We start from the raw sequence: 19,868 nt of genomic DNA, 5'->3' as shown, positions 1-19,868 counted from the left end.
CATGTCCGCCACCACCACGCCCACTCCGGTGGAAGTCTTCGAGTCCGGGGACGCCGCGCTGCGCGTCGTCGCCTCATCCCCCGACAGTGAGGCCAACTGGAGCACCGTGCATTCCCTCGCCGAATGGCTGGAGGCTGCAGGGGCCGACGGCGTCCACGGCGCAGTGCCCACGTACGACTCCCTGCTCGTGGAATTCGACCCCGGGGTCACCTCCGCACGCCAGGTCCGGGCCTTTGTCCTCCTGGGACTGCGCCAGCTCGACTTCATCGGCGCGCCTGCCCGGGCGCCCCGCGAGTTCAGCGTTCCCGTGGTCTACGGCGGCGAGTACGGCCCGGACCTGGAACGCGTTGCCGAGCACGAGCAGCTGTCGGTCGAGGAGATCATCGCACTGCACACCGCCAAGTCCTACGTCATCCGCTGCCTCGGCGCCCCCGCCGGCTCGCCCATGATGGATGGCCCCGATTTCCCGCTCCCCGTGCCGCGGCTGAAGGACCCCCGCCTGTCCGTTCCGGCAGGTGCCGTGGCCGTCGCGGGCCGGCAGGCAGTCATAGCCCCGGCCGTGGCGCCGGGTGGATGGTGCGTCATCGGCCAGACACCCCTGACCGTTCTCGACGCCACCAGCGAACCGCTCGTTCCCTACGTTCCCGGCGACCGGCTGCGGTTCCACCGGATCCGGCCCGAAGAATTCGCTGGCTACGTTGGCCGGAAACTGGACGCGGCACGATGAGCGGCTCCCTGATCATCCAGCAGCCCGGTAACTCCGTGGTCACCGACCTCGGCCGGTTCCGCGGACCCCGGTTCGGGCTGCCCGTGAACGGTGCGCTGGACCAGTTCTCCGCACGCGCCGCCAACATCCTCGCCGGCAACGACGACGGCGCGCCGCTGCTGGAGATCACCGCCCTGGACTTCCGGATGCGTGCCACCACGGACATCCTCATCGCCGTCACCGGTGCGCCCCTGCACCTCACCGTGGGCGGCCACGAATGCCAGCAGTGGGAACCGGTCTCCGTCCGTGCCGGCGAAACGGTGGCCGTCCGCCAGATCACCGGCGGGCTGCGTGCCTACCTTGCCGTCCACGGCTCGGTGGAGGCCCCCGTCCTGCTCGGCAGCTGCGCCCCGGACACCGTCGTCGGATTTGGCCTTCGCCTGGCCGAAGGCACTGAACTCAAGACCTCGCGGAGCGTCCCGCCCATCCGGCAGCCGTACTTCGACCTGCCGCTGTTCCGGCTGGGACTGACCCGGCCCGAATTCAGCAGCCACTCGGTCGTGGAGGTTACGGACGGGCCCGACGTGGACGAATTCGGCGACACCGCCGGCCTGCTCTACACCACCGAATACACCGTCAGCGCCCGGAGCAACCACATCGGGCTGCGCCTCGGCGGGGACCTCCCCGAACGCCAGTCGAGCGCCGAGGTGCTCTCCCGCGGCGTCCCGGTGGGAGCGATCGAGGTGCCGTCCCGGGAGGAACTCCTGGTGCTGCACCGCGGCCGCGGAGTCACCGCCGGCTACCCCGTCCTGGCAGTGGTCACCAGCCGCTCCCTGGACGTGCTGGCCCAGGCCAGGCCGGGCCACACCATAACCTTCCGCAGGACCACCGTCCCCGACGCTACAGCGAAGTACCGGGCGGCCCTGCGGGAACTGGAGAACCTCCGTTCGACAGTCAGCACCGTCTTCGCCCTCCTCGGCATCGGCAGCCAGCCCGGCTGGCGACAACTCGCCCCGGCGGCCGGAAGCTAACCCCCCTCCCGTCAGAACCAAAGCCTTGTTACCATCCCCTTAGTAAGGAAAGCCATGTCAACTTCTACGCACGCGGCCCAGCCGCAAGAGCGGCTCAGCAGCAAGCAGACCCGCAAAGTTGTGACTGCCGGCTGCGTCGGCATTTTCGTGGAGCTCTACGACAACGGCATCTTCGCCTTCATGGCCGGAACGCTTGCCCTTGTCTTCCTGGCACCCGGAAACCCGGACAACGCACTGTTGTTTGTCTTCGCCGGCTACGCCGTGTCGTTCTTCGTGCGCCCACTCGGCGCCGTCGTCTGCGGCGTCCTGGGGGACCGCATCGGACGGCAAAAACTGTTGGTCTTCGTCATCCTGCTGATCAGCGTCGCCACGGCAGGCATCGGCCTGCTGCCGGCCTACTCGGCCATCGGCATCGCCGCCCCGATCCTGCTGGTGCTCCTCCGCATGCTGCAGGGCTTCTCCGTTGGCGGCGAAGCCGCCGGTGCCATGACCTTCCTCGCCGAGCACGCCCCTGAAGGCAAGCGCGGCATCATCACCTCCTACGCCCAGATCGCCTCCTTCGCGGCCCTGCTCACCGGCACCCTCGTGGCGTTCTCCATGTCCCCGTGGCTCACCCAGACCGCGATCGACGGCGGCGGCTTCGGCTCCTTCGCATGGCGCATCCCGTTCCTGGTCGCCATCCCCATGGGCGTCATCGGCTGGTACATCCGCAAGGCCATCGCGGACACCCCCAACTTCGTGAAGCTGAAGGAAGAGGGCGGACTGTCCAAGAACCCGCTGAAGGAAGCCTTCGCCTCCGCCGAACACCGCCGCGCCATGCTCCTGGCCCTGTTCATCCCGCTGATGAACGGCTCCGGCTACTACGTCCTGTTCTCCTACATGCCCACCTTCCTGAAGGGCAAGCAGCTCAACTTCACCATCGGCGAGGCACTCCTCGTCACCGCCTGCAGCCTGGTGGTCATCTGCATCGCCATCCCGTTCATGGGCGCCCTCTCTGACCGCGTCGGCCGCAAGAAGGTCATTGCCGGCTCCGCAATCGCCATGGCCATCCTCGGAATCCCGGCCTACGCCCTGATCGCCACCGGCGAGATGGCACTGGCCATCCTGGGCGCGTGCATCATGGCAGTGGTCTTTGCCGGTCACACCGCAGTGATCCACATCCTGATCGTCGAGCTGTTCCCCACCCGCGTGCGGTACTCCGCCTACGGCCTGGGCTACAACATCTCGTCGGCACTCTTCGGCGGCACCGCGCCGCTGCTGATGACCTGGCTGATCTCCTCCACCGGCAACATCTACATGCCGGCCTTCTACGCCGTCATCACCGCGCTGGGCACCCTCGCCGCCGTCAGCACAGTCAAGGACCGGGCACACCTGCCGCTCCGCGACGCCTAGCCACCCACCATCCGAACAGCAGTGCGCTGCCCAACGGCAGCGCACTGCACCACTTGCGGGGCACCAGCGCCGCCGCACCCACCAGGAGACTTACATGCCTTTTTCTGACTACTCAACAGCCGTCGTCACCGGCGCGTCCACCGGAATGGGCGCCGCGATCGCCGAACGCCTGGCAAAGCGGGGACTCACGGTCCACGCCCTGGCCCGCAACGAGGAGCGCCTGAAGGAACTGGCCGACAAGACCGGGGCCGTACCCCACGTCGTCGACCTGACCGACACTGCGGCGCTGGCCGCCGTCGTCGGTGAACTCGACGTCGACGTGCTGGTGAACTGCGCCGGTGTGTCCCGGCCCGGGAACATCCTGGACTCCAGCGAGGGCGACATCGACGAACTCATTGACGTCAACCTGCGCGGCCTGCTGCAGCTGACACGGCTGGTGCTGCCGGGCATGGTGGAGCGCGACCGCGGGCACGTCATCAACATCAGCTCCATCGCCGGCCTCTACAACTTCTACGGCCACACCGTCTATCACGCCACCAAGGCCGCGGTGCACCAGATCTCCCGGCAGCTGCGCAACGACACCGTGGGCAAGCGCATCCGCGTCACCGAGATCTGCCCCGGACGCGTCGAAACCGAGATTTTCGGCCGCAACATGGGCGGCACCCCCGAGGCCATGGAAGAGGCGTGGAAGACATACTACGAAGGCTACGAGTCGCTGACCACGGACGACATCGTCAACGCGATGGACTATGCCATCGAAACACCCCGGCACGTGAACGTAGGCATGCTGGAACTTATGCCCACCTTCCAGGTCCCCGGCGGGCTCACGTTCGACCGGCGCTAGCCGCGCTGAGGCCCGCCCTGCCCTGCACACCCCCACTTCACCCGCAAGACCGATAGGTTTCCCGATGCAAACAGTCCGCACCGTCAGCTTCCCCGACCGGCAACTGCTCGCCGATCTTTCACCCCTTCCCGCAGGGCTCAGAGGAGTCGTGTGGGACCTGAAGTCGGATCCCGACGGCGGTACGCTGAACGAGATCGACGGCGTCATCCTCCCGTACATCGACGCCTCCGCGGTGCTGGGGTCGCTGGCCAAGGTTGAGAACGTGAAGTTCGTCCAGACGCAGTCCACCGGATACGACGGTGTCATCGAAGCGGCCGGTCCGGCGGCCTGCGTCGCGAATGCCTCCGGTGTGCATGCGGCCGCGACGGCGGAACTTGCCGTGGGGCTAATTTTGGCGAAGCTGCGCGGCATCGACCAGGCCGTCCGGGACCAGCAGTACGGCCTCTGGCGGCCGGAGCGGCGCCGGTCCCTGGCGGACCGGCGCGTGCTGCTGGTGGGCGTCGGCGGGATCGGGCATGAGATCGCCCGCCGCCTGGAACCCTTCGAAGTGACCATCACCCGGGTAGGAAGCTCGGCGCGGACCGACGAGCACGGCGAAGTCCACGCCTCCACGGAACTGACCGCGCTGGCCGCGACGCACGACATCCTGGTGACGGTGCTGCCGCTGAACGAGCAGACCCATCAGCTGATTGGCGAAGAGGTCCTCGCCGCCCTGCCCGACGGGGCCCTCGTGGTGAATGTCGGCCGCGGCCCGGTGGTGGACACCGCCGCCCTGACCAAGGAAGTTCTGTCCGGGCGCCTGCAGTGCGCGCTCGACGTCGTTGATCCGGAACCGCTTCCGCAGGACCATGCGCTGTGGTCCACGCCCAACGCGCTGATCACCCCGCACGTCGGCGGCAACGCGTCCGCCTTCCAGCCAAGGATCCTGAAGCTCCTGCGGCAGCAGCTCGAAGCCCTCGCCGCCGGGCAGGCCCCGGCCAACCTCGTGCAGCGCGGCCCCTTCTAATGAATTCACTGTTTGATCTGACCGGACGGGTTGCGTTGGTGACCGGTTCAAGCCGGGGGATCGGCAACGCCCTGGCCCGGGCCCTGGCGGACGCCGGGGCCACCGTGGTGCTGAACGGCATCAATGCGGAACGGCTCAAGGACGCCGCAGCGGCGATGGCCGCCGAGTACGCGCCGGGGCGGGTGCACAGCTGTGCGTTTGACGTCACCAGCGACACCGAGGCCGCGCGGGGCATTGCCTGGGTCGAGGCGAATGTCGGGCCGCTGGAGATCCTGGTGAACAACGCCGGCATCCAGCACCGTGTGCCGATGCTGGAGCTGGATTTGGCGGACTGGGAGCGGGTGATCTCCACCGACCTGACCAGCGCTTTCCTGGTGGGCCGGGAAGCGGCCCGGCACATGATCCCGAGGGGCCGCGGCAAGATCATCAACATCTGCTCGGTGCAGACCGACCTGGCCCGGCCCACCATCGCCCCCTATATCGCGGCCAAGGGCGGGCTGCGAAACCTGACCCGCGCCATGACCGCCGAATGGGCCGGTTCGGGCCTGCAGATCAACGGCATCGCGCCCGGGTACATCCATACCGAGATGACGCAGAACCTGGTGGATGACGAGGAGTTCAACGCCTGGATCCTGGGCCGCACGCCGGCGCACCGGTGGGGCACCGTCCAGGACCTGGCGGGACCGGCGGTATGGCTGGCGTCCAGCGGCTCGGACTTCGTGAACGGCCAGACCATCTTCATCGACGGCGGAATGACGGTGGTGGTCTGATGTCCACAAGCACAGCCCTTCCTGTCTCCGGTCCTGCCGTCGTTGCCCACGCCAAGGGCGACCTGCGTATCGACGACCTCTCCCTCCGCGCTCCCGCTGCAGATGAGGCCGTCGTCGAGGTCCTGTATGGCGGCATCTGCGGTTCGGACCTGCACTACTGGCTGCACGGTGCCGCCGGTGAGTCGATCCTGAAGGCTCCCCTGGTGCTCGGGCACGAGATCTCCGGCCGGGTGGTCCGTGCCGCGGCGGACGGGACCGGCCCCGCCGCCGGCACCCCGGTGGCGGTCCATCCGGCCACCCCGGGCCCGGGCGCCGCCCGGTATCCGGAGGACCGGCCCAACCTCTCGCCCGGCTGCACGTACCTGGGCAGCGCCGCCCGCTACCCGCACACCGACGGGGCGTTCAGCCGGTATGTGAACCTGCCGGTGCGGATGCTGCGGGCGCTGCCGGAAAGCCTCGACCTGCGCACCGCGGCGCTGGTTGAACCGGCATCCGTGGCCTGGCACGCGGTGTCCCGGGCCGGAGACGTCGCGGGCAAGACCGCGCTGGTGATCGGCAGCGGCCCCATCGGTGCGCTGGCCGTCGCGGTGCTGAAGCGGGCCGGCGCCGGCCGGATCGTCGCCGTCGACATGCACGCCAAGCCGCTGGAAATCGCCGCGGCCGTGGGTGCGGATGAGGTGCTGGCCGCCGGGGACGCCGAGGCGATCGCCGCCGTCGAAGCGGACATTGTCATTGAGTCCTCCGGCAACCACCACGGCCTGGCCTCGGCCATCCAGGGTGCTGCGCGCGGCGGGACGGTGGTGATGGTCGGGTTGCTGCCCACCGGCCCGCAGCCGGTCCTGATCTCCCTGGCCATCACCCGGGAACTCGACCTGAAGGGCTCCTTCCGCTTCAACGATGAAATCGATGACGTCATCGCCGCGCTGGCTGACGGCACCCTGCACATCGAACCGGTCATCACCCACGAATTTCCGGTGGAAGCGGCTGTCGAGGCCTTCGAGGTTGCCCGCAACTCCGCGGAATCCGGCAAGGTGCTGCTGAGCTTTGGCTCCGCAGGCAAGTGAAGGACGAAGACATGACCACGAACCTCCCGCCTTTGGTTGTCATGGGCGTTTCCGGATGCGGAAAGTCCACCATCGGCGCCCAGTTGGGCGAGCGGCTGGGCGTCCCCTTCTTTGACGGAGACGACTTTCATCCGCCCGCCAACAAGGCCAAGATGGCGGCCGGCATCCCGCTCGACGACGACGACCGGGCGCCGTGGCTCGCCGAAATCGGTGCAGCCCTGGCTACGCCGGCCGGGGGTGCCGGCTCCCGCATCATCGCCTGCTCGGCGCTCAAGCGCAGCTACCGCGACCTCTTGCGCAGCTTCGCGCCGGACCTGGTGTTCATCCATCTCTCCGGTGAGGCCGCAACCATTTCCCGGCGGCTGAACGGCCGGGCGCACGAATACATGCCGAGCAGCCTGCTCGCCTCCCAGCTGGCCACGCTCGAACCACTGGCGTCGGCTGAGGCCCACATTCTCGTGGACATCCTCGATGATCCGGCGTCGTTGGTGGACGGGATCGCCAGCCGGCTGGAAACAAGCGGCAGCCGGGCCGCCGTCGACGCCGAGGCGTAGCACCGCCGGGCTCAGCCGGCGCCAGCATCTCGTCCTTTGGGCTACCGTGGATTGCGCGAACCACGCCGGGTTGGCTGCATGACGCGGTCTCCTGGGGTGGTTCTGGAAAAATACACAGTGCCACTCGTGGCGGGGGAACGGGGTAACCATGCGCAGCTTCACGTCCGTAGAGCGTCGAATCGATGAACGTGCACATCGGCTCCTGGACCGGGCACCTGCCGACGGCATCCGTTCACGGCTCCTCGAGTTTGCCGTCTTCGGTTTGAAGCAGGCCTGGGCGTGCATCTTTGGCGCCGCGCTCCTCGCTGTGATCCTGGCGGCCCGCCTGTGGTATCCCGACGACGCCGAACTGGCCAGGAATGATTTCCTGACGCTCGCGGCGGTTGCCATCCAGATCCTCATGATCGCCACGCGGCTGGAAACCGCCCGTGAACTGCGCGTGATTGTTCTCTTCCATCTGGTGGGCACGGTGATGGAGCTGTTCAAGACCGACGTCGGGTCGTGGACCTACGAGGCCGAGGGCTTCCTGCGGATCGGCTCGGTTCCGCTCTTCAGCGGCTTCATGTACGCGGCGGTCGGGTCCTATATGGTCCGTGTCTTCCGGCTCTTCGACCTGCGCTTCGCCGACTATCCGCGGCGGTGGGACACGGCGATCCTGGCCGCTGCCATCTACGCGAACTTCTTCACGCACCACTACATCTTTGACGCACGCTGGTTTTTGCTGGCCGCCGTCGTGGTCATCTTCGGCCGGTGCCTGATGCACTTCCGGGTGTTCCGCAGGCAGTTCCGGATGCCCCTTGTCCTGGCGTTCCTGCTCGTGGCCCTGTTTATTTGGGTCGCCGAGAACATCGCGACCTGGTCCGGGGCCTGGCTCTACCCAAGTCAGCTGGACGGCTGGCACATGGTCTCACTCGACAAACTCGTCTCATGGTTCCTGCTGATGATTATTTCGGTGGTTCTGGTGGCGTGGGTCTACAAGCCGTCCCCGCCCGGGGAGGACCGGGACGCGGGCGACGGCACGACGGAAGCCGGCGAGTCTCCTGCTATCACCGCGGCCACCGCGGAACGCTAGCAGACGACGGCGGGGCCTCCCGCCGTCGTCCGTTCCGGCCGGCTCCATTCGCCCTCGGCGCATGTGTGCGTGGGAGCCGGCTCTCCGCTGTCAGCGCCTGCCAGCCGCCGGGCATTTCGCCTCGGGACCGTGCGGTGTATTCTTTGGTCCGTCCTGACCGGATCCTGTTGCGGAAGTGGGTACAGACATGTCGCAGTCGGAAATAGCCCAGGCGATCACAAGCTCCCGGCAGTACCTGAACGACCGCCCGGAAAAGGCCCGCTCCCGCGACTCGAAGGCCACGGCCGTGCTGGAGGAGGGCCTCCGCGTACGGGTTGAAGGGCCGCGCGGCTGGTCCCTGGTGACGGACATGGCCCCAGGCGTCGGCGGGAAGGGTTCCGCGCCCACGCCTGGCTGGATGCTCCGCTCCGCGAGCGCCGCCTGCCTGGTCTCCCTCATTGCGATGCGGGCTGCTGAGGCGGGAGTGGATCTGTCCCTGCTGGAAGTCGAAGTCGACAGCGAATCTGACAACCGCGGCCTGCTGGGACTCGGTGATGACGTCCCGGCGGGCCCCCTCGGCCTGCGCACGTTGGTCCGTGTGGCGGCCGCGGACGCTGACGATGCCACCCTCCGGGACATCGTTCAGTGGGCGGACGAGCATTCTCCCGTTGACGACGCGGTCCGCCGCGCGGTCCCGGTGGAACTGGTCGTCATGACTGGCTAGGCGAGCTCAAGCAGCTCAATGAGCGCATCGAGGATGGCCACTTGCCCCTTCACCAGCTTCGTGCGGGCTTCCGGTACGGTGAACCACCCGGCGCCGTCGATCTCGGGATAGTCGCGGATAATCCCGGACCCTTTGGGCCATTCCAGCGAAAATGTGTTGCTCACGATCCGCTCGGGCTCGAAGTCCGCTTCGGCTGCGAAGACCGTGATGATCTTGCCTGAAGGTTGCCGAAAAGCGCCCAGCTCGATGTAGTCGCCGGGTGGCGCAGGGATGCCGATTTCCTCGGCAAATTCGCGCATTGCCGCAACGAGCGGATCCTCGTCGTCGAGGTACTCGCCCTTGGGAATGGACCAGGCACGCTCATCCTTGCCGGCCCAGAACGGCCCGCCCATATGGGCTATCCACACTTCCGGCGGCGCGTCCGCGCCGTGCCGGTACAGCAGGATGCCTGCGCTTCGAACCGTCATGTGCCCTCCACGACCCAAGGCTACCGCGGGGGCACAAGCAGCGCGCCATTGCGCCGGGACGCATTCGGCCCTACGGTGGGTGCGTTTTCATCCGGGACCAGGAGGAGCGATGTCCGGCGAGCCAGCATTCTTTGAGATCGGTGTAGAAGATCCCCAGCGGGGCAAGGCGTTCTACGGGGCGCTGTTCGACTGGGACTTTACCCCCGGGCCCTCCGCAGGAGGAGGATTCCTGATCGGCACATCCGGGATCTCCGGCGGCATGCACGGAGGGGACCCGGGTGCCGTGCCCTACCTGTTTTTCCGCGTGGACGACATGGATGCTGCCTTGGACAGGGTGCGGGCCCTCGGCGGGTCGGTCGATGAACCGGAGCTTGGCGACGAGACGAGTGCCGGGGAGTACGGCAGGTTCAAGCTCTGCAAAGACGACCAGGGCTCAGCCTTCGGCCTCCACGAACCGCCCAAGCGGGCAGGCTAGCTATGCCGCTGCGCCCGCCTCAGTTGTGTATGGCTGCGTAGAGGTTCAGGCTTCCCGAGAACACGAGCCACGAAACGTACGGCAGCATCAGCAGCCCAGCCGCCCTGCTGATGGGCCCGAAACGCAGGACCGTAAGAGTTACTGCCGCGGCGAGCGCTGCAAGAATTCCAAATGCCAGCCACAAGGCCGCAGGCCCCAGCATCGGGTACATGCCGAAAAACATCGGCGGCCACGCCAGGTTCAGCGCCAACTGGATCCCATAGAGCCTGAGCGCGCCATTCCGGGGGAACTGCCGCCAGACCAGCCAGGCCGCCACAGCCATCGCGGCATACAGGGTCAACCAGACCGCGGCGAACATCCATCCGGGCGGGGTCCACGGCGCCTTCTCGGCTGCGGCATACCAGCCGTCCGCGTTCATCCTGATCGGCAGGGACCCCAGCGCCGACACCATCCACGACACCGCCACAAAGCCGAGCAGCGCGGCGGCCTGCGACAACCACGGCCGCCTGCCGGGGTGTGGCGGGCTCGGGGCCCCATTCTCGACATTTGACCGCACCCACTCACTGTGAACAATCGCGGGCACTGCCGTCAAACGACGGCGGGAGTCCCGCCGTCGCGCTCGGCTCTCAGCCAATCAGTGCAAGAACGGAGCCGGCGGTGACCAGCTCACCGGAAGCTGCTGTAACACCGGAGAGGATTCCTCCCCGGTGGGCGGGGACGCTGCTCTCCATTTTCATGGCCTCCAGCACGAGCACCGGGTCACCGGCGGTTACCTCGGTCCCGGGTTCTACCAGCCACTTGACCACCGTGCCGCTCATCGCGGCGCGGAGTTCCGCCGGGTCGCCGGCAGCCCCGGAGCCCGCACCGGCGTCGGCTGGGATGTGTGAAACTCCGTCAGGAAGCGTCTGCCCTGACCGCGCCCAGCCGTCCAGCAGGGCGGCCGGGAGCCCGACGGCGAGCCGGCGCCCGTCCACATCGACCGTAATGGTGCGCCGGGCACTCTCGGGGCCTGTGGTGCTGAAGCCGGGATCGGCCGGGATGAGGTCGGCAAAGTCCGTTTCGATCCACCGGGTATGGATTCCCAGCCCGGTTTCGGAGGTGAAATCCGGGGACTCGAGCACGGCGCGGTGGAACGGCAGGACGGTGGCAACTCCCGTGATATTGATTTCGGCCAGCGCCCGGCGGGCCCGGCGCAACGCCTGCTGGCGGTCCGCGCCGGTGACGATCAGTTTGGCGAGGAGGGAGTCGAACTGCGGTGCCACGAAGGAGCCGGAGCGGACGCCGGTGTCCAGGCGGATTCCGGGGCCGGTGGGTCCGTGGAATTCGCCGATGGTGCCGGGGGAGGGCAGGAATCCGCGGCCAACGTCCTCGGCGTTGAGCCGGAACTCGAAGGAATGGCCGCGGGCTGCCGGGTCCTCGGTGATGCGCAGCGGTTCCCCGGCGGCGATCCGGAACTGTTCCTGGACGAGGTCGATCCCGGTGGTTTCCTCGGTGATGGGGTGCTCCACCTGCAGCCGGGTGTTCACCTCGAGGAAGGCGACGGTGCCGTCGGCGGCGACCAGGAACTCCACCGTGCCGGCGCCGGAATAGCGGGCTTCGCGGCAGACTGCCTTGGCGGCGTCGTAAATCTGCTGCCGCTGCGCGTCACTGAGGAACGGCGCCGGGGCTTCCTCGACGAGCTTCTGGTGCCGGCGCTGGAGGGAGCAGTCGCGGGTTCCGACGACGATGACGTTGCCGTGGGTGTCCGCGAGCACCTGCGCTTCAACGTGGCGCGGCCGGTCCAAGTAGCGCTCCACGAAGCATTCGCCCCTGCCGAAGGCGGCCACGGCTTCACGCACGGCCGAGTCGAACGACTCCTCGATCTCGTCCATCTTCCGCACCACCTTCAGCCCGCGGCCGCCTCCGCCGAAAGCTGCCTTGATGGCGATCGGGAGCCCGTGCTGTTCGGCGAAGGCGCGGGCCTCGGCGGCGGAATCCACGGGTCCGTCACTGCCGGCCACCAGCGGAGCACCGGCGCGTACCGCGATTTCGCGGGCAGTGATCTTGTTGCCCAACTGCCGGATGGCCTCCGGCGAGGGGCCGATCCATGCCAGCCCGGCGTCCAGCACGGCCTGGGCAAAGTCCGCGTTCTCGGACAGGAAGCCGTACCCGGGGTGGACGGCATCCGCACGGGACTCGGCAGCCACGTTGAGCAGCTTCCCGATGTTCAGGTAGGTGTCAGCGGGAGAGTTGCCGCCGAGGCTGAAGGCCTCGTCCGCAGCGGCCACATGCATGGCGTCGGCATCGATGTCTGCATAGACGGCGACGGATGCCAGCTGCGCGTCGTCGCAGGCTCGGGCTACGCGGACGGCGATTTCACCGCGGTTGGCAATCAGGACCTTGCGCATTAATTACTTCCCTTTCTGGGGGAGCCGGCCGGTTCACCGGCGGGGGCTTCGTTGGCACCGGGGTTGGGGGTGGTGTATTCGGGGGAGATGCGGAAACGGATGCTTCCGCCGATGGGAACCTGGGCGGCCAGGTCAAGCTGGTGGTCCACCACCACGCCGATGACGGGGTAGCCGCCGGTAATGGGGTGGTCCGCGAGGAAGAGCACGGGCAGGCCCTCAGGCGGCATCTGGATGGCGCCGGCCACTGTCCCCTCGCTGGGGAGTTCGCCGGTACGGCCGCGCTGCAGGGGTGTCCCTTGCAGCCTCATGCCCACCCGGTTGGATTCCGGTTTGACGGTCCATTCCTGCCCGCACAGTGAATCCAGGCTGGCCTGGTCGAACCAGTCGGCGCGCGGGCCCGGGACGATGTCCAGCACGGTGACCCCGTCGTGCGGGTAGTCGGGCTGGAGCTCCGGACTGCCTACGACGCCTGATTCAGCCTCGCCGCCGGCGGGCAGCAGCTGCCCCGCGGCCAGGGGCGCCGGCCCGATTCCGGACATGGTGTCCGTGGAACGGCTGCCGAGGACGGGGTCGGCTGCCACGCCGCCGCGGACTGCCAGGTAGCTCCGGAAGCCGGCTTCGGGAACGCCGATGGTGAGGATCTCGCCGTCGAGGAGGGCGAACGGTGAGGCCACCGGCACGGTGCGCTGCCTTTCGGTTTCTCCGGAACCGTTGTCCGACGGCGTGACGACAGAGAGTGCCGACGGCGCACCGGCAACGGCCAGGACCTGGTCTCCGACGGCCTGCACTTTCAGGCCGCCCGACACTGTCTCGATGGCGGCGGCCGACGGGGCGTTCCCCACGAGCCGGTTGGCCCTGCGGAGCGAGGCCCGGTCGAGTGCCCCGGCCGCGGAGACGCCCAAGGCAGAATGGCCCTGCCGGCCAAGGTCCTCGATCAGGCTGTGGATTCCCGGGGAAAGGACACGGAGCCCTGAGCCGGCCTCAACGACCGGCCGCTCCGCTTCCGGCGCAGCGGAAGCGGAGGGCTCCGGCGCCATCTGGACCACGTCGCGGACCGCGCGGAACCGGACGCGGTGGCCCGGGCTTGCCAGCGCGGGTTCGGGACGGTCGAGGTCCCACATGCGGGCTCCGGTGCGGCCGATCAGCTGCCAGCCGCCGGGGGACCTGCGCGGATAGACGGCGGAATAGTTTCCGGCCAGCGCCACGGACCCCGCGGGGACAGCGGTGCGCGGGGAGCTCCGGCGGGGAACTTCGAGCGCCTGGTTCTCTCCCACCATGTAGCCGAAGCCAGGGGCGAAGCCGGCGAAAGCCACGGTCCAAGTCTGATCGCAGTGCGCTGCGATCACACCCTCCACACCGAGGCCTGTCAGTTGCCCCACTTCGGCGAGGTCTTCGCCGTCGTACACGGTGTCGATGACCACCAGCCCGCCGTCCTGCGGCGTCGGGGCCGCGAGGTCCAGCTCCAGGAGGATCCTGCCAATGCGTCGGGCGGCTGCCGGCGACTCGGCCCTGACCATGACGGTCTCGGCAGCGGCCAGGACGTCCTGCTGTCCCGGAAGCGGCGCCTCAAAGAGCGCCGCCTGCAGGGCGAGCACGTCCTGCAGTCCGGAAAGCTCTGCAAGCACCGTGCGGGTTCCCACGGGCCGCACGGAGCGGACTCTGCCCGGGCGGGCCGCGTTCGCCGGCTGGGCCAATGAAGCGACTGGAGTTTCACGTTTGGTTATTGCCATCAGATCCTGAATTCTGCTGTTCGTTGCTGGTTGGCTGCCGGTGGTTGCTGGCTAGGCAAAGGCTGTGATGGTGATTCCGGCGTCATCCAGCGCGGCTTTCACTGCCACGGCCATGGCGACGGCGCCCGGCGAATCGCCGTGGACGCAAACGGATTCCGCCTGGATTTTCAGGTCGGAACCGTCAATGGCGCAGATGGTTTCGCCGGCGGTCATTCGGAGGACACGGGCGGCAACCATGTCCGGGTCTTCGAGCACGGAGCCCGGCTGGGAGCGGGAGGCCAGTGTGCCGTCCGGGTTGTAGGCCCTGTCGGCGAAGGCTTCGGAGACTGCGCGGAGCCCCGAGGCCTCGGCAAGCCGCAGGACTTCCGATCCGGGCAAGCAAAGAATGGGCAAGCCCGGGTCCACGGACTTCACCGCCTCCACGACGGCCCGCGCCTGTGCGGTGTGGTGGACGATCGCGTTGTACAGGCCGCCGTGCGGCTTAACGTAGCGGACGCGGGCGCCGGCCGTGGCAGCCAAGGCCTGCAGCGCGCCGATCTGGTAGACGACGTCGTCGGCCAGCTCCCGCGGATCGACGTCCATGTACCGGCGGCCGAACCCCGCCAGATCGCGGTAACCGACGTGTGCGCCGACCACGACGCCGGCCTTCGCGGCCGCCTCGCAGGTAGTCCTGATGACGCTCGGATCGCCGGCGTGGAATCCGCAGGCGACGTTGGCGCTGGAGACCGACGCCATCATCGCGGCATCGTCACCGAGGCTCCATCGCCCGAAGGACTCACCGACGTCGCTGTTCAAATCTATTGCGTGCATTGTGACCCTCATCTCAAATTCGTCCTTGGATAAGCATGCACCCAAACAACAAAATGTTCAACAATCCAACAATCCAATTGTGGTTGGTTCGTGTAGATTCGGACGTATGGCCCCTGTTAACGCGAACTCCGAAACTTCCCCGCTCCGCGGATCATCGGCTGCGCCGCAAGGCGGGCCGGCGGGAATCTCCCGGCTGCGCGTGGCTGTTCCGTCGGTGGCAACCCGCGTCGCCAGTGAACTCCGGCTGCAGATCGCCGAAGGCGTGCTGCCGCCGGGGACGAAGCTCAAGGAAGAGGCGCTGTCGGAAGAGCTCGGCGTCTCGCGCAATACCGTGCGCGAGGCCTTTGCCGAACTCGCCAGCGAGCGTTTGGTTGTTCGCCAACCCAACCGGGGTGTCTTCGTTGCCAGTCTCGAGGTCAGCGACATTCACGACGTCTATGCGGTCCGCCGCGCGATCGAAGTGAGTGCAGTCCGCGGCGGCGGAAGCCCCGAAAGCGTTGCCGCCGTTCGGGCCGCCGTCGAGGAGGGGAAGCGCGCGGCTGCCGCCGGCGACAGTGAAGGGCTCGGCACGGCCAACCAGCACTTTCACGGCGCCCTGGTGGCCATGGCTGGCAGTGAGCGGCTGAACACCATCATGTCGCAGGTGCTGGCCGAGATGAGGCTGTTCTTCCACAGGGCCGCGATAGACGGCGGCTTCTATCAGGATTACCTGGCGGACAACGAGCAAATCTGCACGGCCCTAGAGGCCGGGGATGCCGAGCTGGCCGCTGAGCGCCTGCTGGCTTATCTCGCCAGGTCCGAAGCGCACCAGACTGCAGTCCATACGTCCTAGCTGATGCTTCTCACCATTCCATAAGCGCGAACGGACACTGAGGCCCCACTGCCGAGGGCCACAAGTGTCCGTTCGCGCTTAACCAGTGCAGCCTTTCCTGCCCTTTGACGGTGTGAGCCTCTTGACCCTGTGATCTGCGTCGCGTAGATTGTTCAACACGTTCTGGATTGTTCTACATTTCCACAATCCAACAGAATCTCCGCTTTCGGCGGCTGTCCCTGGAAAGCCGCCAACCAGCCTTACTGCCCGCGCCCTGTCAACGTCGCAGGCCGGGCAGACTGGCGCACCAGCGTATCCGTAGCAAGACGGATGGAACCCACACTCTCCATGGAGGAACAAATGGCCAATCAATCAGTAATGGCCGCCGGGGGTCCGAAGCCCGCCGTAGGGCGCAAGGACATGTACAAGGCATTCGCGGCAAGCCTGACCGGCACCGCGCTGGAGTTCTACGACTTCGCGGTTTACTCCGCCGCGGCTGCGATCGTTTTCCCGCTGATCTTTTTCCCCGCCTCGGACCCGGTAACGGGCACCCTGCTGGCGTTCTCGACCTACGCCGTCGGGTACATTTCGCGGCCGGTAGGCGGCATCATTTTCGGCCGGCTCGGAGATGAGATTGGCCGCAAGAAGATCCTGGTCATCACCCTGATGCTGATCGGCGTGGCCACATTCCTCATCGGTCTGCTGCCCACCTACGACAACATCGGCATCATCGCTCCTGCCATCCTCGTCTTCCTGCGGTTCGCCCAGGGTGTGGGCGTTGGCGGGGAATGGGGCGGCGCGGTTCTGCTGTCGAGCGAGTTCGGCGACCCGAACCGCCGTGGCTTCTGGGCCTCGGCCGCGCAAATTGGACCGCCTGCCGGCAACCTGATGGCCAACGGCGCCCTGGCCGTGCTGACACTTTCCCTCTCCGAGGAAGCGTTCCTCGACTACGGCTGGAGGATTGCGTTCCTGATCTCGGCGCTCCTGGTGGCCTTCGGGCTGTGGATCCGCCTGAAGCTGGAGGACACCCCCATCTTCAAGGCCATGGAAGCAAGGGGAGACAAGCCCAAGGCGCCGATCAGGGAAGTCCTCGCTACCCAGCGCCGGCCCCTCGTGGCCGCGATGCTCAGCCGTATCGGCCCGGATGTGCTCTACGCGATGTGCACCGTCTTTACCCTCACCTACGGCATTCAGGAACTCGGATTCGATCGCGGCCAGGTGCTGGTGGCCGTACTCATCGGTTCAGCTCTCCAGATCTTCACCATGCCGCTCGCCGGTGCCATCTCTGACCGCATCAACCGCCGGCTCGTCTACGGCATCGCGGCAGTGGCCGCTGCCGTCTGGGCGTACCTGTTCTTCATCGTCCTCGACGGACGGTCCCCGGTCATGCTGGTGGTTGGGACGGTTCTGGGCCTGCTGTGCCACTCCTTCATGTACGGACCGCAGGCTGCCTTCGTCGTCGAGCAGTTCACCCCGCGGCTCCGTTCCACAGGCAGCTCACTGGCCTATACCTTCGCGGGAATCATCGGCGGCGCCATCGCACCGTTCATGTTCACCCTGCTGCTGAGCACCTACAACAGTTGGGTTCCGGTGGCCATATACCTCAGCGTCGCGTGCCTGCTGACCGTGATCGGCCTTGCCCTCGGCCGGGACTCCAACGTGGCCGAAGACGAGGAGTATCTGCAGGCTTCAGCTGAACTGTCGGGGAGCGCCGTCCGATGACGCAGACGAACGCCCGGGTGGCGCCTTCCGAAGCGCGTTTGCAGTTCCGCAACGGCCTCGTCACGCCCACCTCCGGATGGAGCGACGGCTACACCCAGGCCAATCTGATCGCCGTGACCGCCGACTACGCTGACGAATTCCTGGAGTTTTGCCGGCTCAATCCCAAGGCCTGCCCCGTTATCGACGTGATACCGGCCGGTCAGTCTGAAAGTGCGCTCGCCCCGGGCTCGGACATCCGCAGCGACATCCCTGCCTACCGGGTGTGGAAGGACGGTGTACTGGCGGCCGAAGTTCCGGACGCCACCTCGATATGGCGCGACGACATGGTGGGCGTGCTCATCGGGTGCAGTTTCACCTTCGAGGCAGCGCTTGCCAAGGCAGGAATCCCCCTGCGCCACACCGAAACAGGCCGCAACGTTCCCATGTACCGCACCAATGTCCCATGCACTCCCGCAGGGCGGATCCACGGTCCCATGGTGGTTTCGATGCGGCCGATGCCGCCTGAGCTGGTCGAAACCGCCGTCAGGGTGACCGCGGAGGTGCCCAAGGTCCACGGCGCACCGGTGCACGTCGGATCACCTGAGGATCTGGGCATCGCTGACATCGCCCGCCCCGACTTCGGCGACGCGGTGGAGATCCGGCCCGGGGAAGTGCCGGTGTTCTGGGCCTGCGGTGTGACGCCGCAGAGCGCAGTGATGGCGTCCAGGCCAGCGTTCGCGATCAGCCATGCTCCCGGGCACATGTTCATCACGGATGTTCCGGAAAGCACCTACCGGGTGCCGGCAGGGGAATAGCCCCGAAGCAGGGTGTTCCGGCTGCCGGGCTGGAAGCCCGCCGTCTAGAAACTCCTCGCGTTGGCCAGCACGGGCAGCTTTCCGCGGACGTCGGGGATGACGGAGGTGTCAATATCGACGACGGCCAGTTCGGGTTCGCGGCCCAGGGTCACCAGGGGCGAGCCCAGCGGGGACACCACGGCGCTGTGGCCAATGCCGGTGGGCGCAGCGCCGGCGGAGGGCAGTCCGATGCTGGCAGGATCGCCCTGACCGCAGGCCACCACGAACGTGGTGCTGTCCACGGCGCGCGCGCGGACCAGCAGGTCCCATTGCTCGGCCTTTCCTTCCCCGGAGCCCCATGACGCGCAGACGATGTTGACGTCGGCTCCGGCCCGGGCGTTGGCGGTAAACAGGGCGGGGAAGCGCACGTCGTAACAGGTGGCCAGGCCGATCACCGTGCCGTTGAGTTCGAAGGTCACCGGGGACGTGCCGGCGTCCACTGAATCGGACTCGGCAAAACCGAAGGCATCAAAAAGATGGATCTTGTCGTAGGACGTGTCGATGCCCGGGCCGGTGACAAGAAGCGTATTGCGTACTCGCCCGTCGTTGCCGGGGGTGAACATGCCTGCCACGATGGCGATGTCCAGGTCCCCGGCAATGGTGCGGACGGCCGCGGCCCACGGGCCGTCCAGTGGTTCCGCAATGTCGGCGAGGGTGTTCCCGAAGGCCCGCATCGCCGCTTCCGGGAACACCACCAGCTCCGCTCCGGCGGCTTCGGCCTGGGTGGCGTATTCTCGGATCAGTTCCACGTTGTCCGCCGGATTGGCGCTGCTGACTATTTGGGCCACTGCTAAACGCATCAAATTACTCCAGTCTGTTGTATACATAATGTATGCGAAAAAGTTCGGGGACGGCGGCGTCCGGCCGGGAGAAGGCCTACGCGTACCTGCGAGAAAACATTCTGATCGACCCGGAGATGCAGGGACGGTTCCTCAATGAGCAGGAACTTGCCGCCGAAATTGGGGTTTCCCGCACGCCGGTCCGCGAGGCGCTTTTGCTGCTTGTGTCCGACGGGCTGGTGGAGCTCATCCCGCAGCGCGGCGCCTACGTTCCGCCGGTGACCGGGCGCGAGATCTCCGAACTGATGGAACTGCGGGGAGTGCTCGAAAGCCATGCCGCCCGGCTGGTCATTGAGCAGGGCGCGGTGCCGGCCGACACCATGCGGGACACCCTGGGCCAGCAGGCCAACCTGCCGGACACGCTCAGCGCCGAGGCCGCCCGGGAATTCATCCGCCTGGATACGCTCTTTCACCAGCAGCTCATCGACGCCGCGGCCAACGAACTCATCTCCCGCACCTACAGCAAACTCCATGTCCGGCAGATCCTGGTGGGCGTTTCCGCGCTCTTCCGCGCCGGGGGCCGGCGCGAGCAGGTGTGCGCCGAACACCAGGACATCCTCGATGCCCTGGTGTCCGGCGACGCTGCCAAGGCGCAGCAGGCGATCGACCATCACCTGGCCGTCACCCGCGACCTCCTGCTCCGTACCTGAGC

21 protein-coding genes are annotated in these 19,868 nt (G+C 67.2%); 15 read left to right on the top strand and 6 right to left on the bottom strand.

Going from position 1 to position 19,868, the window contains the following annotated elements; genetic code table 11:
* Nucleotide 1: 1 nt before the first annotated feature.
* The 10 genes from JYA52_RS07365 (at nucleotide 2) to JYA52_RS07320 (ending at nucleotide 9,142) form a co-directional block, all read left to right on the top strand.
* Nucleotides 2–727, top strand: a complete 726-nt coding sequence (locus JYA52_RS07365; RefSeq protein ID WP_205652534.1) for a 5-oxoprolinase subunit B family protein — start codon at nucleotides 2–4, stop codon at nucleotides 725–727.
* Nucleotides 724–1,737, top strand: coding sequence for a 5-oxoprolinase subunit C family protein (locus tag JYA52_RS07360; protein ID WP_205652533.1), 1,014 nt, complete (start codon nucleotides 724–726; stop codon nucleotides 1,735–1,737). The genes JYA52_RS07365 and JYA52_RS07360 overlap by 4 nt, the downstream gene beginning before the upstream one ends.
* Before the next feature lie 54 nt (nucleotides 1,738–1,791).
* Nucleotides 1,792–3,129, top strand: a complete 1,338-nt coding sequence (locus tag JYA52_RS07355; protein WP_205652532.1) for an MFS transporter — start codon at nucleotides 1,792–1,794, stop codon at nucleotides 3,127–3,129.
* A 94-nt stretch (nucleotides 3,130–3,223) separates the two neighbouring features.
* A complete protein-coding gene (locus JYA52_RS07350) occupies nucleotides 3,224–3,973 on the top strand; it encodes an SDR family oxidoreductase (RefSeq protein ID WP_205652531.1) in 750 nt (249 codons plus the stop codon).
* A gap of 64 nt (nucleotides 3,974–4,037) precedes the next feature.
* Entirely contained in the window at nucleotides 4,038–4,979 is a 942-nt protein-coding gene (locus JYA52_RS07345) for a 2-hydroxyacid dehydrogenase (protein WP_205652530.1), read from the top strand.
* Nucleotides 4,979–5,749, top strand: a complete 771-nt coding sequence (locus JYA52_RS07340; RefSeq protein ID WP_205652529.1) for an SDR family oxidoreductase — start codon at nucleotides 4,979–4,981, stop codon at nucleotides 5,747–5,749. The genes JYA52_RS07345 and JYA52_RS07340 overlap by 1 nt, the downstream gene beginning before the upstream one ends.
* Entirely contained in the window at nucleotides 5,749–6,813 is a 1,065-nt protein-coding gene (locus JYA52_RS07335) for an L-idonate 5-dehydrogenase (protein WP_205652528.1), read from the top strand. Before JYA52_RS07340 ends, JYA52_RS07335 begins: the two co-directional genes overlap by 1 nt.
* 11 nt (nucleotides 6,814–6,824) lie before the next feature.
* Nucleotides 6,825–7,367, top strand: a complete 543-nt coding sequence (locus JYA52_RS07330; protein WP_205652527.1) for a gluconokinase — start codon at nucleotides 6,825–6,827, stop codon at nucleotides 7,365–7,367.
* Nucleotides 7,368–7,515: 148 nt separating this feature from the next.
* A complete protein-coding gene (locus JYA52_RS07325) occupies nucleotides 7,516–8,439 on the top strand; it encodes a DUF817 domain-containing protein (protein ID WP_205652526.1) in 924 nt (307 codons plus the stop codon).
* 187 nt (nucleotides 8,440–8,626) lie between these two features.
* The gene (locus JYA52_RS07320; RefSeq protein WP_205652525.1) at nucleotides 8,627–9,142 is read left to right on the top strand and encodes an OsmC family protein; all 516 of its coding nucleotides are present in this window, start codon (nucleotides 8,627–8,629) and stop codon (nucleotides 9,140–9,142) included.
* Here JYA52_RS07320 and JYA52_RS07315 read toward each other — a convergent pair.
* Nucleotides 9,139–9,609 (bottom strand): NUDIX hydrolase, encoded by a 471-nt coding sequence (locus JYA52_RS07315; protein WP_205652524.1) that lies wholly within the window; start codon nucleotides 9,607–9,609, stop codon nucleotides 9,139–9,141. The two genes, JYA52_RS07320 and JYA52_RS07315, sit on opposite strands and share 4 nt — an antisense overlap.
* Before the next feature lie 109 nt (nucleotides 9,610–9,718).
* Here JYA52_RS07315 and JYA52_RS07310 point away from each other — a divergent pair, with 109 nt between their 5' ends.
* On the top strand, nucleotides 9,719–10,084 hold the full coding sequence (locus JYA52_RS07310; RefSeq protein WP_205652523.1) for a VOC family protein: 366 nt from the start codon (nucleotides 9,719–9,721) through the stop codon (nucleotides 10,082–10,084).
* A 19-nt stretch (nucleotides 10,085–10,103) separates the two neighbouring features.
* Here JYA52_RS07310 and JYA52_RS07305 read toward each other — a convergent pair whose 3' ends face one another.
* The 4 genes from JYA52_RS07305 to JYA52_RS07290 all read right to left on the bottom strand — a co-directional run bounded on the left by JYA52_RS07305 (nucleotide 10,104) and on the right by JYA52_RS07290 (nucleotide 15,011).
* The gene (locus JYA52_RS07305; RefSeq protein ID WP_240460056.1) at nucleotides 10,104–10,580 is read right to left on the bottom strand and encodes a TspO/MBR family protein; all 477 of its coding nucleotides are present in this window, start codon (nucleotides 10,578–10,580) and stop codon (nucleotides 10,104–10,106) included.
* A 130-nt stretch (nucleotides 10,581–10,710) separates the two neighbouring features.
* Nucleotides 10,711–12,471: an acetyl/propionyl/methylcrotonyl-CoA carboxylase subunit alpha gene (locus tag JYA52_RS07300; protein ID WP_205652522.1), complete on the bottom strand. Its 1,761-nt coding sequence runs from the start codon at nucleotides 12,469–12,471 to the stop codon at nucleotides 10,711–10,713.
* Nucleotides 12,471–14,201: a 5-oxoprolinase subunit B/C family protein gene (locus JYA52_RS07295; protein WP_205652521.1), complete on the bottom strand. Its 1,731-nt coding sequence runs from the start codon at nucleotides 14,199–14,201 to the stop codon at nucleotides 12,471–12,473. Before JYA52_RS07295 ends, JYA52_RS07300 begins: the two co-directional genes overlap by 1 nt.
* Nucleotides 14,202–14,252: 51 nt before the next feature.
* Nucleotides 14,253–15,011 carry a LamB/YcsF family protein gene (locus JYA52_RS07290; protein WP_205652570.1) on the bottom strand — a complete coding sequence of 253 codons (759 nt, stop codon included), beginning with the start codon at nucleotides 15,009–15,011 and terminating at the stop codon, nucleotides 14,253–14,255.
* A 106-nt stretch (nucleotides 15,012–15,117) separates the two neighbouring features.
* Between JYA52_RS07290 and JYA52_RS07285 the strand changes: the two genes are divergently transcribed.
* The 3 genes from JYA52_RS07285 to JYA52_RS07275 all read left to right on the top strand — a co-directional run bounded on the left by JYA52_RS07285 (nucleotide 15,118) and on the right by JYA52_RS07275 (nucleotide 18,338).
* On the top strand, nucleotides 15,118–15,843 hold the full coding sequence (locus tag JYA52_RS07285) for a GntR family transcriptional regulator (protein WP_240460055.1): 726 nt from the start codon (nucleotides 15,118–15,120) through the stop codon (nucleotides 15,841–15,843).
* Between the two features lie 339 nt (nucleotides 15,844–16,182).
* On the top strand, nucleotides 16,183–17,544 hold the full coding sequence (locus tag JYA52_RS07280) for an MFS transporter (RefSeq protein WP_205652520.1): 1,362 nt from the start codon (nucleotides 16,183–16,185) through the stop codon (nucleotides 17,542–17,544).
* On the top strand, nucleotides 17,541–18,338 hold the full coding sequence (locus tag JYA52_RS07275) for a putative hydro-lyase (RefSeq protein ID WP_205652519.1): 798 nt from the start codon (nucleotides 17,541–17,543) through the stop codon (nucleotides 18,336–18,338). Before JYA52_RS07280 ends, JYA52_RS07275 begins: the two co-directional genes overlap by 4 nt.
* Nucleotides 18,339–18,382: 44 nt before the next feature.
* On the opposite strand, the gene JYA52_RS07270 is transcribed toward JYA52_RS07275, so the two are convergent.
* Nucleotides 18,383–19,177 (bottom strand): carbon-nitrogen hydrolase family protein, encoded by a 795-nt coding sequence (locus tag JYA52_RS07270; RefSeq protein WP_205652518.1) that lies wholly within the window; start codon nucleotides 19,175–19,177, stop codon nucleotides 18,383–18,385.
* A gap of 32 nt (nucleotides 19,178–19,209) precedes the next feature.
* Here JYA52_RS07270 and JYA52_RS07265 point away from each other — a divergent pair, with 32 nt between their 5' ends.
* Nucleotides 19,210–19,866, top strand: coding sequence for a GntR family transcriptional regulator (locus JYA52_RS07265; protein WP_205652517.1), 657 nt, complete (start codon nucleotides 19,210–19,212; stop codon nucleotides 19,864–19,866).
* The last annotated feature ends 2 nt before the right edge of the window (nucleotides 19,867–19,868 follow it).

Source organism: Arthrobacter pascens (assembly GCF_017052465.1).
GTDB classification, from domain to species: domain Bacteria; phylum Actinomycetota; class Actinomycetes; order Actinomycetales; family Micrococcaceae; genus Arthrobacter; species Arthrobacter pascens.
Note: the sequence above shows the minus strand (reverse complement) of the source record. Positions and strands in the feature narration are given on the sequence as shown.

Excerpts from the sequence above, each read along its gene's own strand:
- JYA52_RS07300 (WP_205652522.1), bottom strand. The coding sequence starts at position 12,471 with ATGCGCAAGGTCCTGATTGCCAACCGCGGTGAAATCGCCGTCCGCGTA.
- JYA52_RS07290 (WP_205652570.1), bottom strand. The coding sequence starts at position 15,011 with ATGCACGCAATAGATTTGAACAGCGACGTCGGTGAGTCCTTCGGGCGA.
- JYA52_RS07265 (WP_205652517.1), top strand. The coding sequence starts at position 19,210 with ATGCGAAAAAGTTCGGGGACGGCGGCGTCCGGCCGGGAGAAGGCCTAC.
- JYA52_RS07325 (WP_205652526.1), top strand. The coding sequence starts at position 7,516 with ATGCGCAGCTTCACGTCCGTAGAGCGTCGAATCGATGAACGTGCACAT.
- JYA52_RS07310 (WP_205652523.1), top strand. The coding sequence starts at position 9,719 with ATGTCCGGCGAGCCAGCATTCTTTGAGATCGGTGTAGAAGATCCCCAG.
- JYA52_RS07280 (WP_205652520.1), top strand. The coding sequence starts at position 16,183 with ATGGCCAATCAATCAGTAATGGCCGCCGGGGGTCCGAAGCCCGCCGTA.
- JYA52_RS07285 (WP_240460055.1), top strand. The coding sequence starts at position 15,118 with ATGGCCCCTGTTAACGCGAACTCCGAAACTTCCCCGCTCCGCGGATCA.
- JYA52_RS07270 (WP_205652518.1), bottom strand. The coding sequence starts at position 19,177 with ATGCGTTTAGCAGTGGCCCAAATAGTCAGCAGCGCCAATCCGGCGGAC.
- JYA52_RS07365 (WP_205652534.1), top strand. The coding sequence starts at position 2 with ATGTCCGCCACCACCACGCCCACTCCGGTGGAAGTCTTCGAGTCCGGG.
- JYA52_RS07340 (WP_205652529.1), top strand. The coding sequence starts at position 4,979 with ATGAATTCACTGTTTGATCTGACCGGACGGGTTGCGTTGGTGACCGGT.
- JYA52_RS07330 (WP_205652527.1), top strand. The coding sequence starts at position 6,825 with ATGACCACGAACCTCCCGCCTTTGGTTGTCATGGGCGTTTCCGGATGC.
- JYA52_RS07345 (WP_205652530.1), top strand. The coding sequence starts at position 4,038 with ATGCAAACAGTCCGCACCGTCAGCTTCCCCGACCGGCAACTGCTCGCC.
- JYA52_RS07335 (WP_205652528.1), top strand. The coding sequence starts at position 5,749 with ATGTCCACAAGCACAGCCCTTCCTGTCTCCGGTCCTGCCGTCGTTGCC.
- JYA52_RS07315 (WP_205652524.1), bottom strand. The coding sequence starts at position 9,609 with ATGACGGTTCGAAGCGCAGGCATCCTGCTGTACCGGCACGGCGCGGAC.
- JYA52_RS07360 (WP_205652533.1), top strand. The coding sequence starts at position 724 with ATGAGCGGCTCCCTGATCATCCAGCAGCCCGGTAACTCCGTGGTCACC.
- JYA52_RS07275 (WP_205652519.1), top strand. The coding sequence starts at position 17,541 with ATGACGCAGACGAACGCCCGGGTGGCGCCTTCCGAAGCGCGTTTGCAG.
- JYA52_RS07295 (WP_205652521.1), bottom strand. The coding sequence starts at position 14,201 with ATGGCAATAACCAAACGTGAAACTCCAGTCGCTTCATTGGCCCAGCCG.
- JYA52_RS07350 (WP_205652531.1), top strand. The coding sequence starts at position 3,224 with ATGCCTTTTTCTGACTACTCAACAGCCGTCGTCACCGGCGCGTCCACC.
- JYA52_RS07320 (WP_205652525.1), top strand. The coding sequence starts at position 8,627 with ATGTCGCAGTCGGAAATAGCCCAGGCGATCACAAGCTCCCGGCAGTAC.
- JYA52_RS07355 (WP_205652532.1), top strand. The coding sequence starts at position 1,792 with ATGTCAACTTCTACGCACGCGGCCCAGCCGCAAGAGCGGCTCAGCAGC.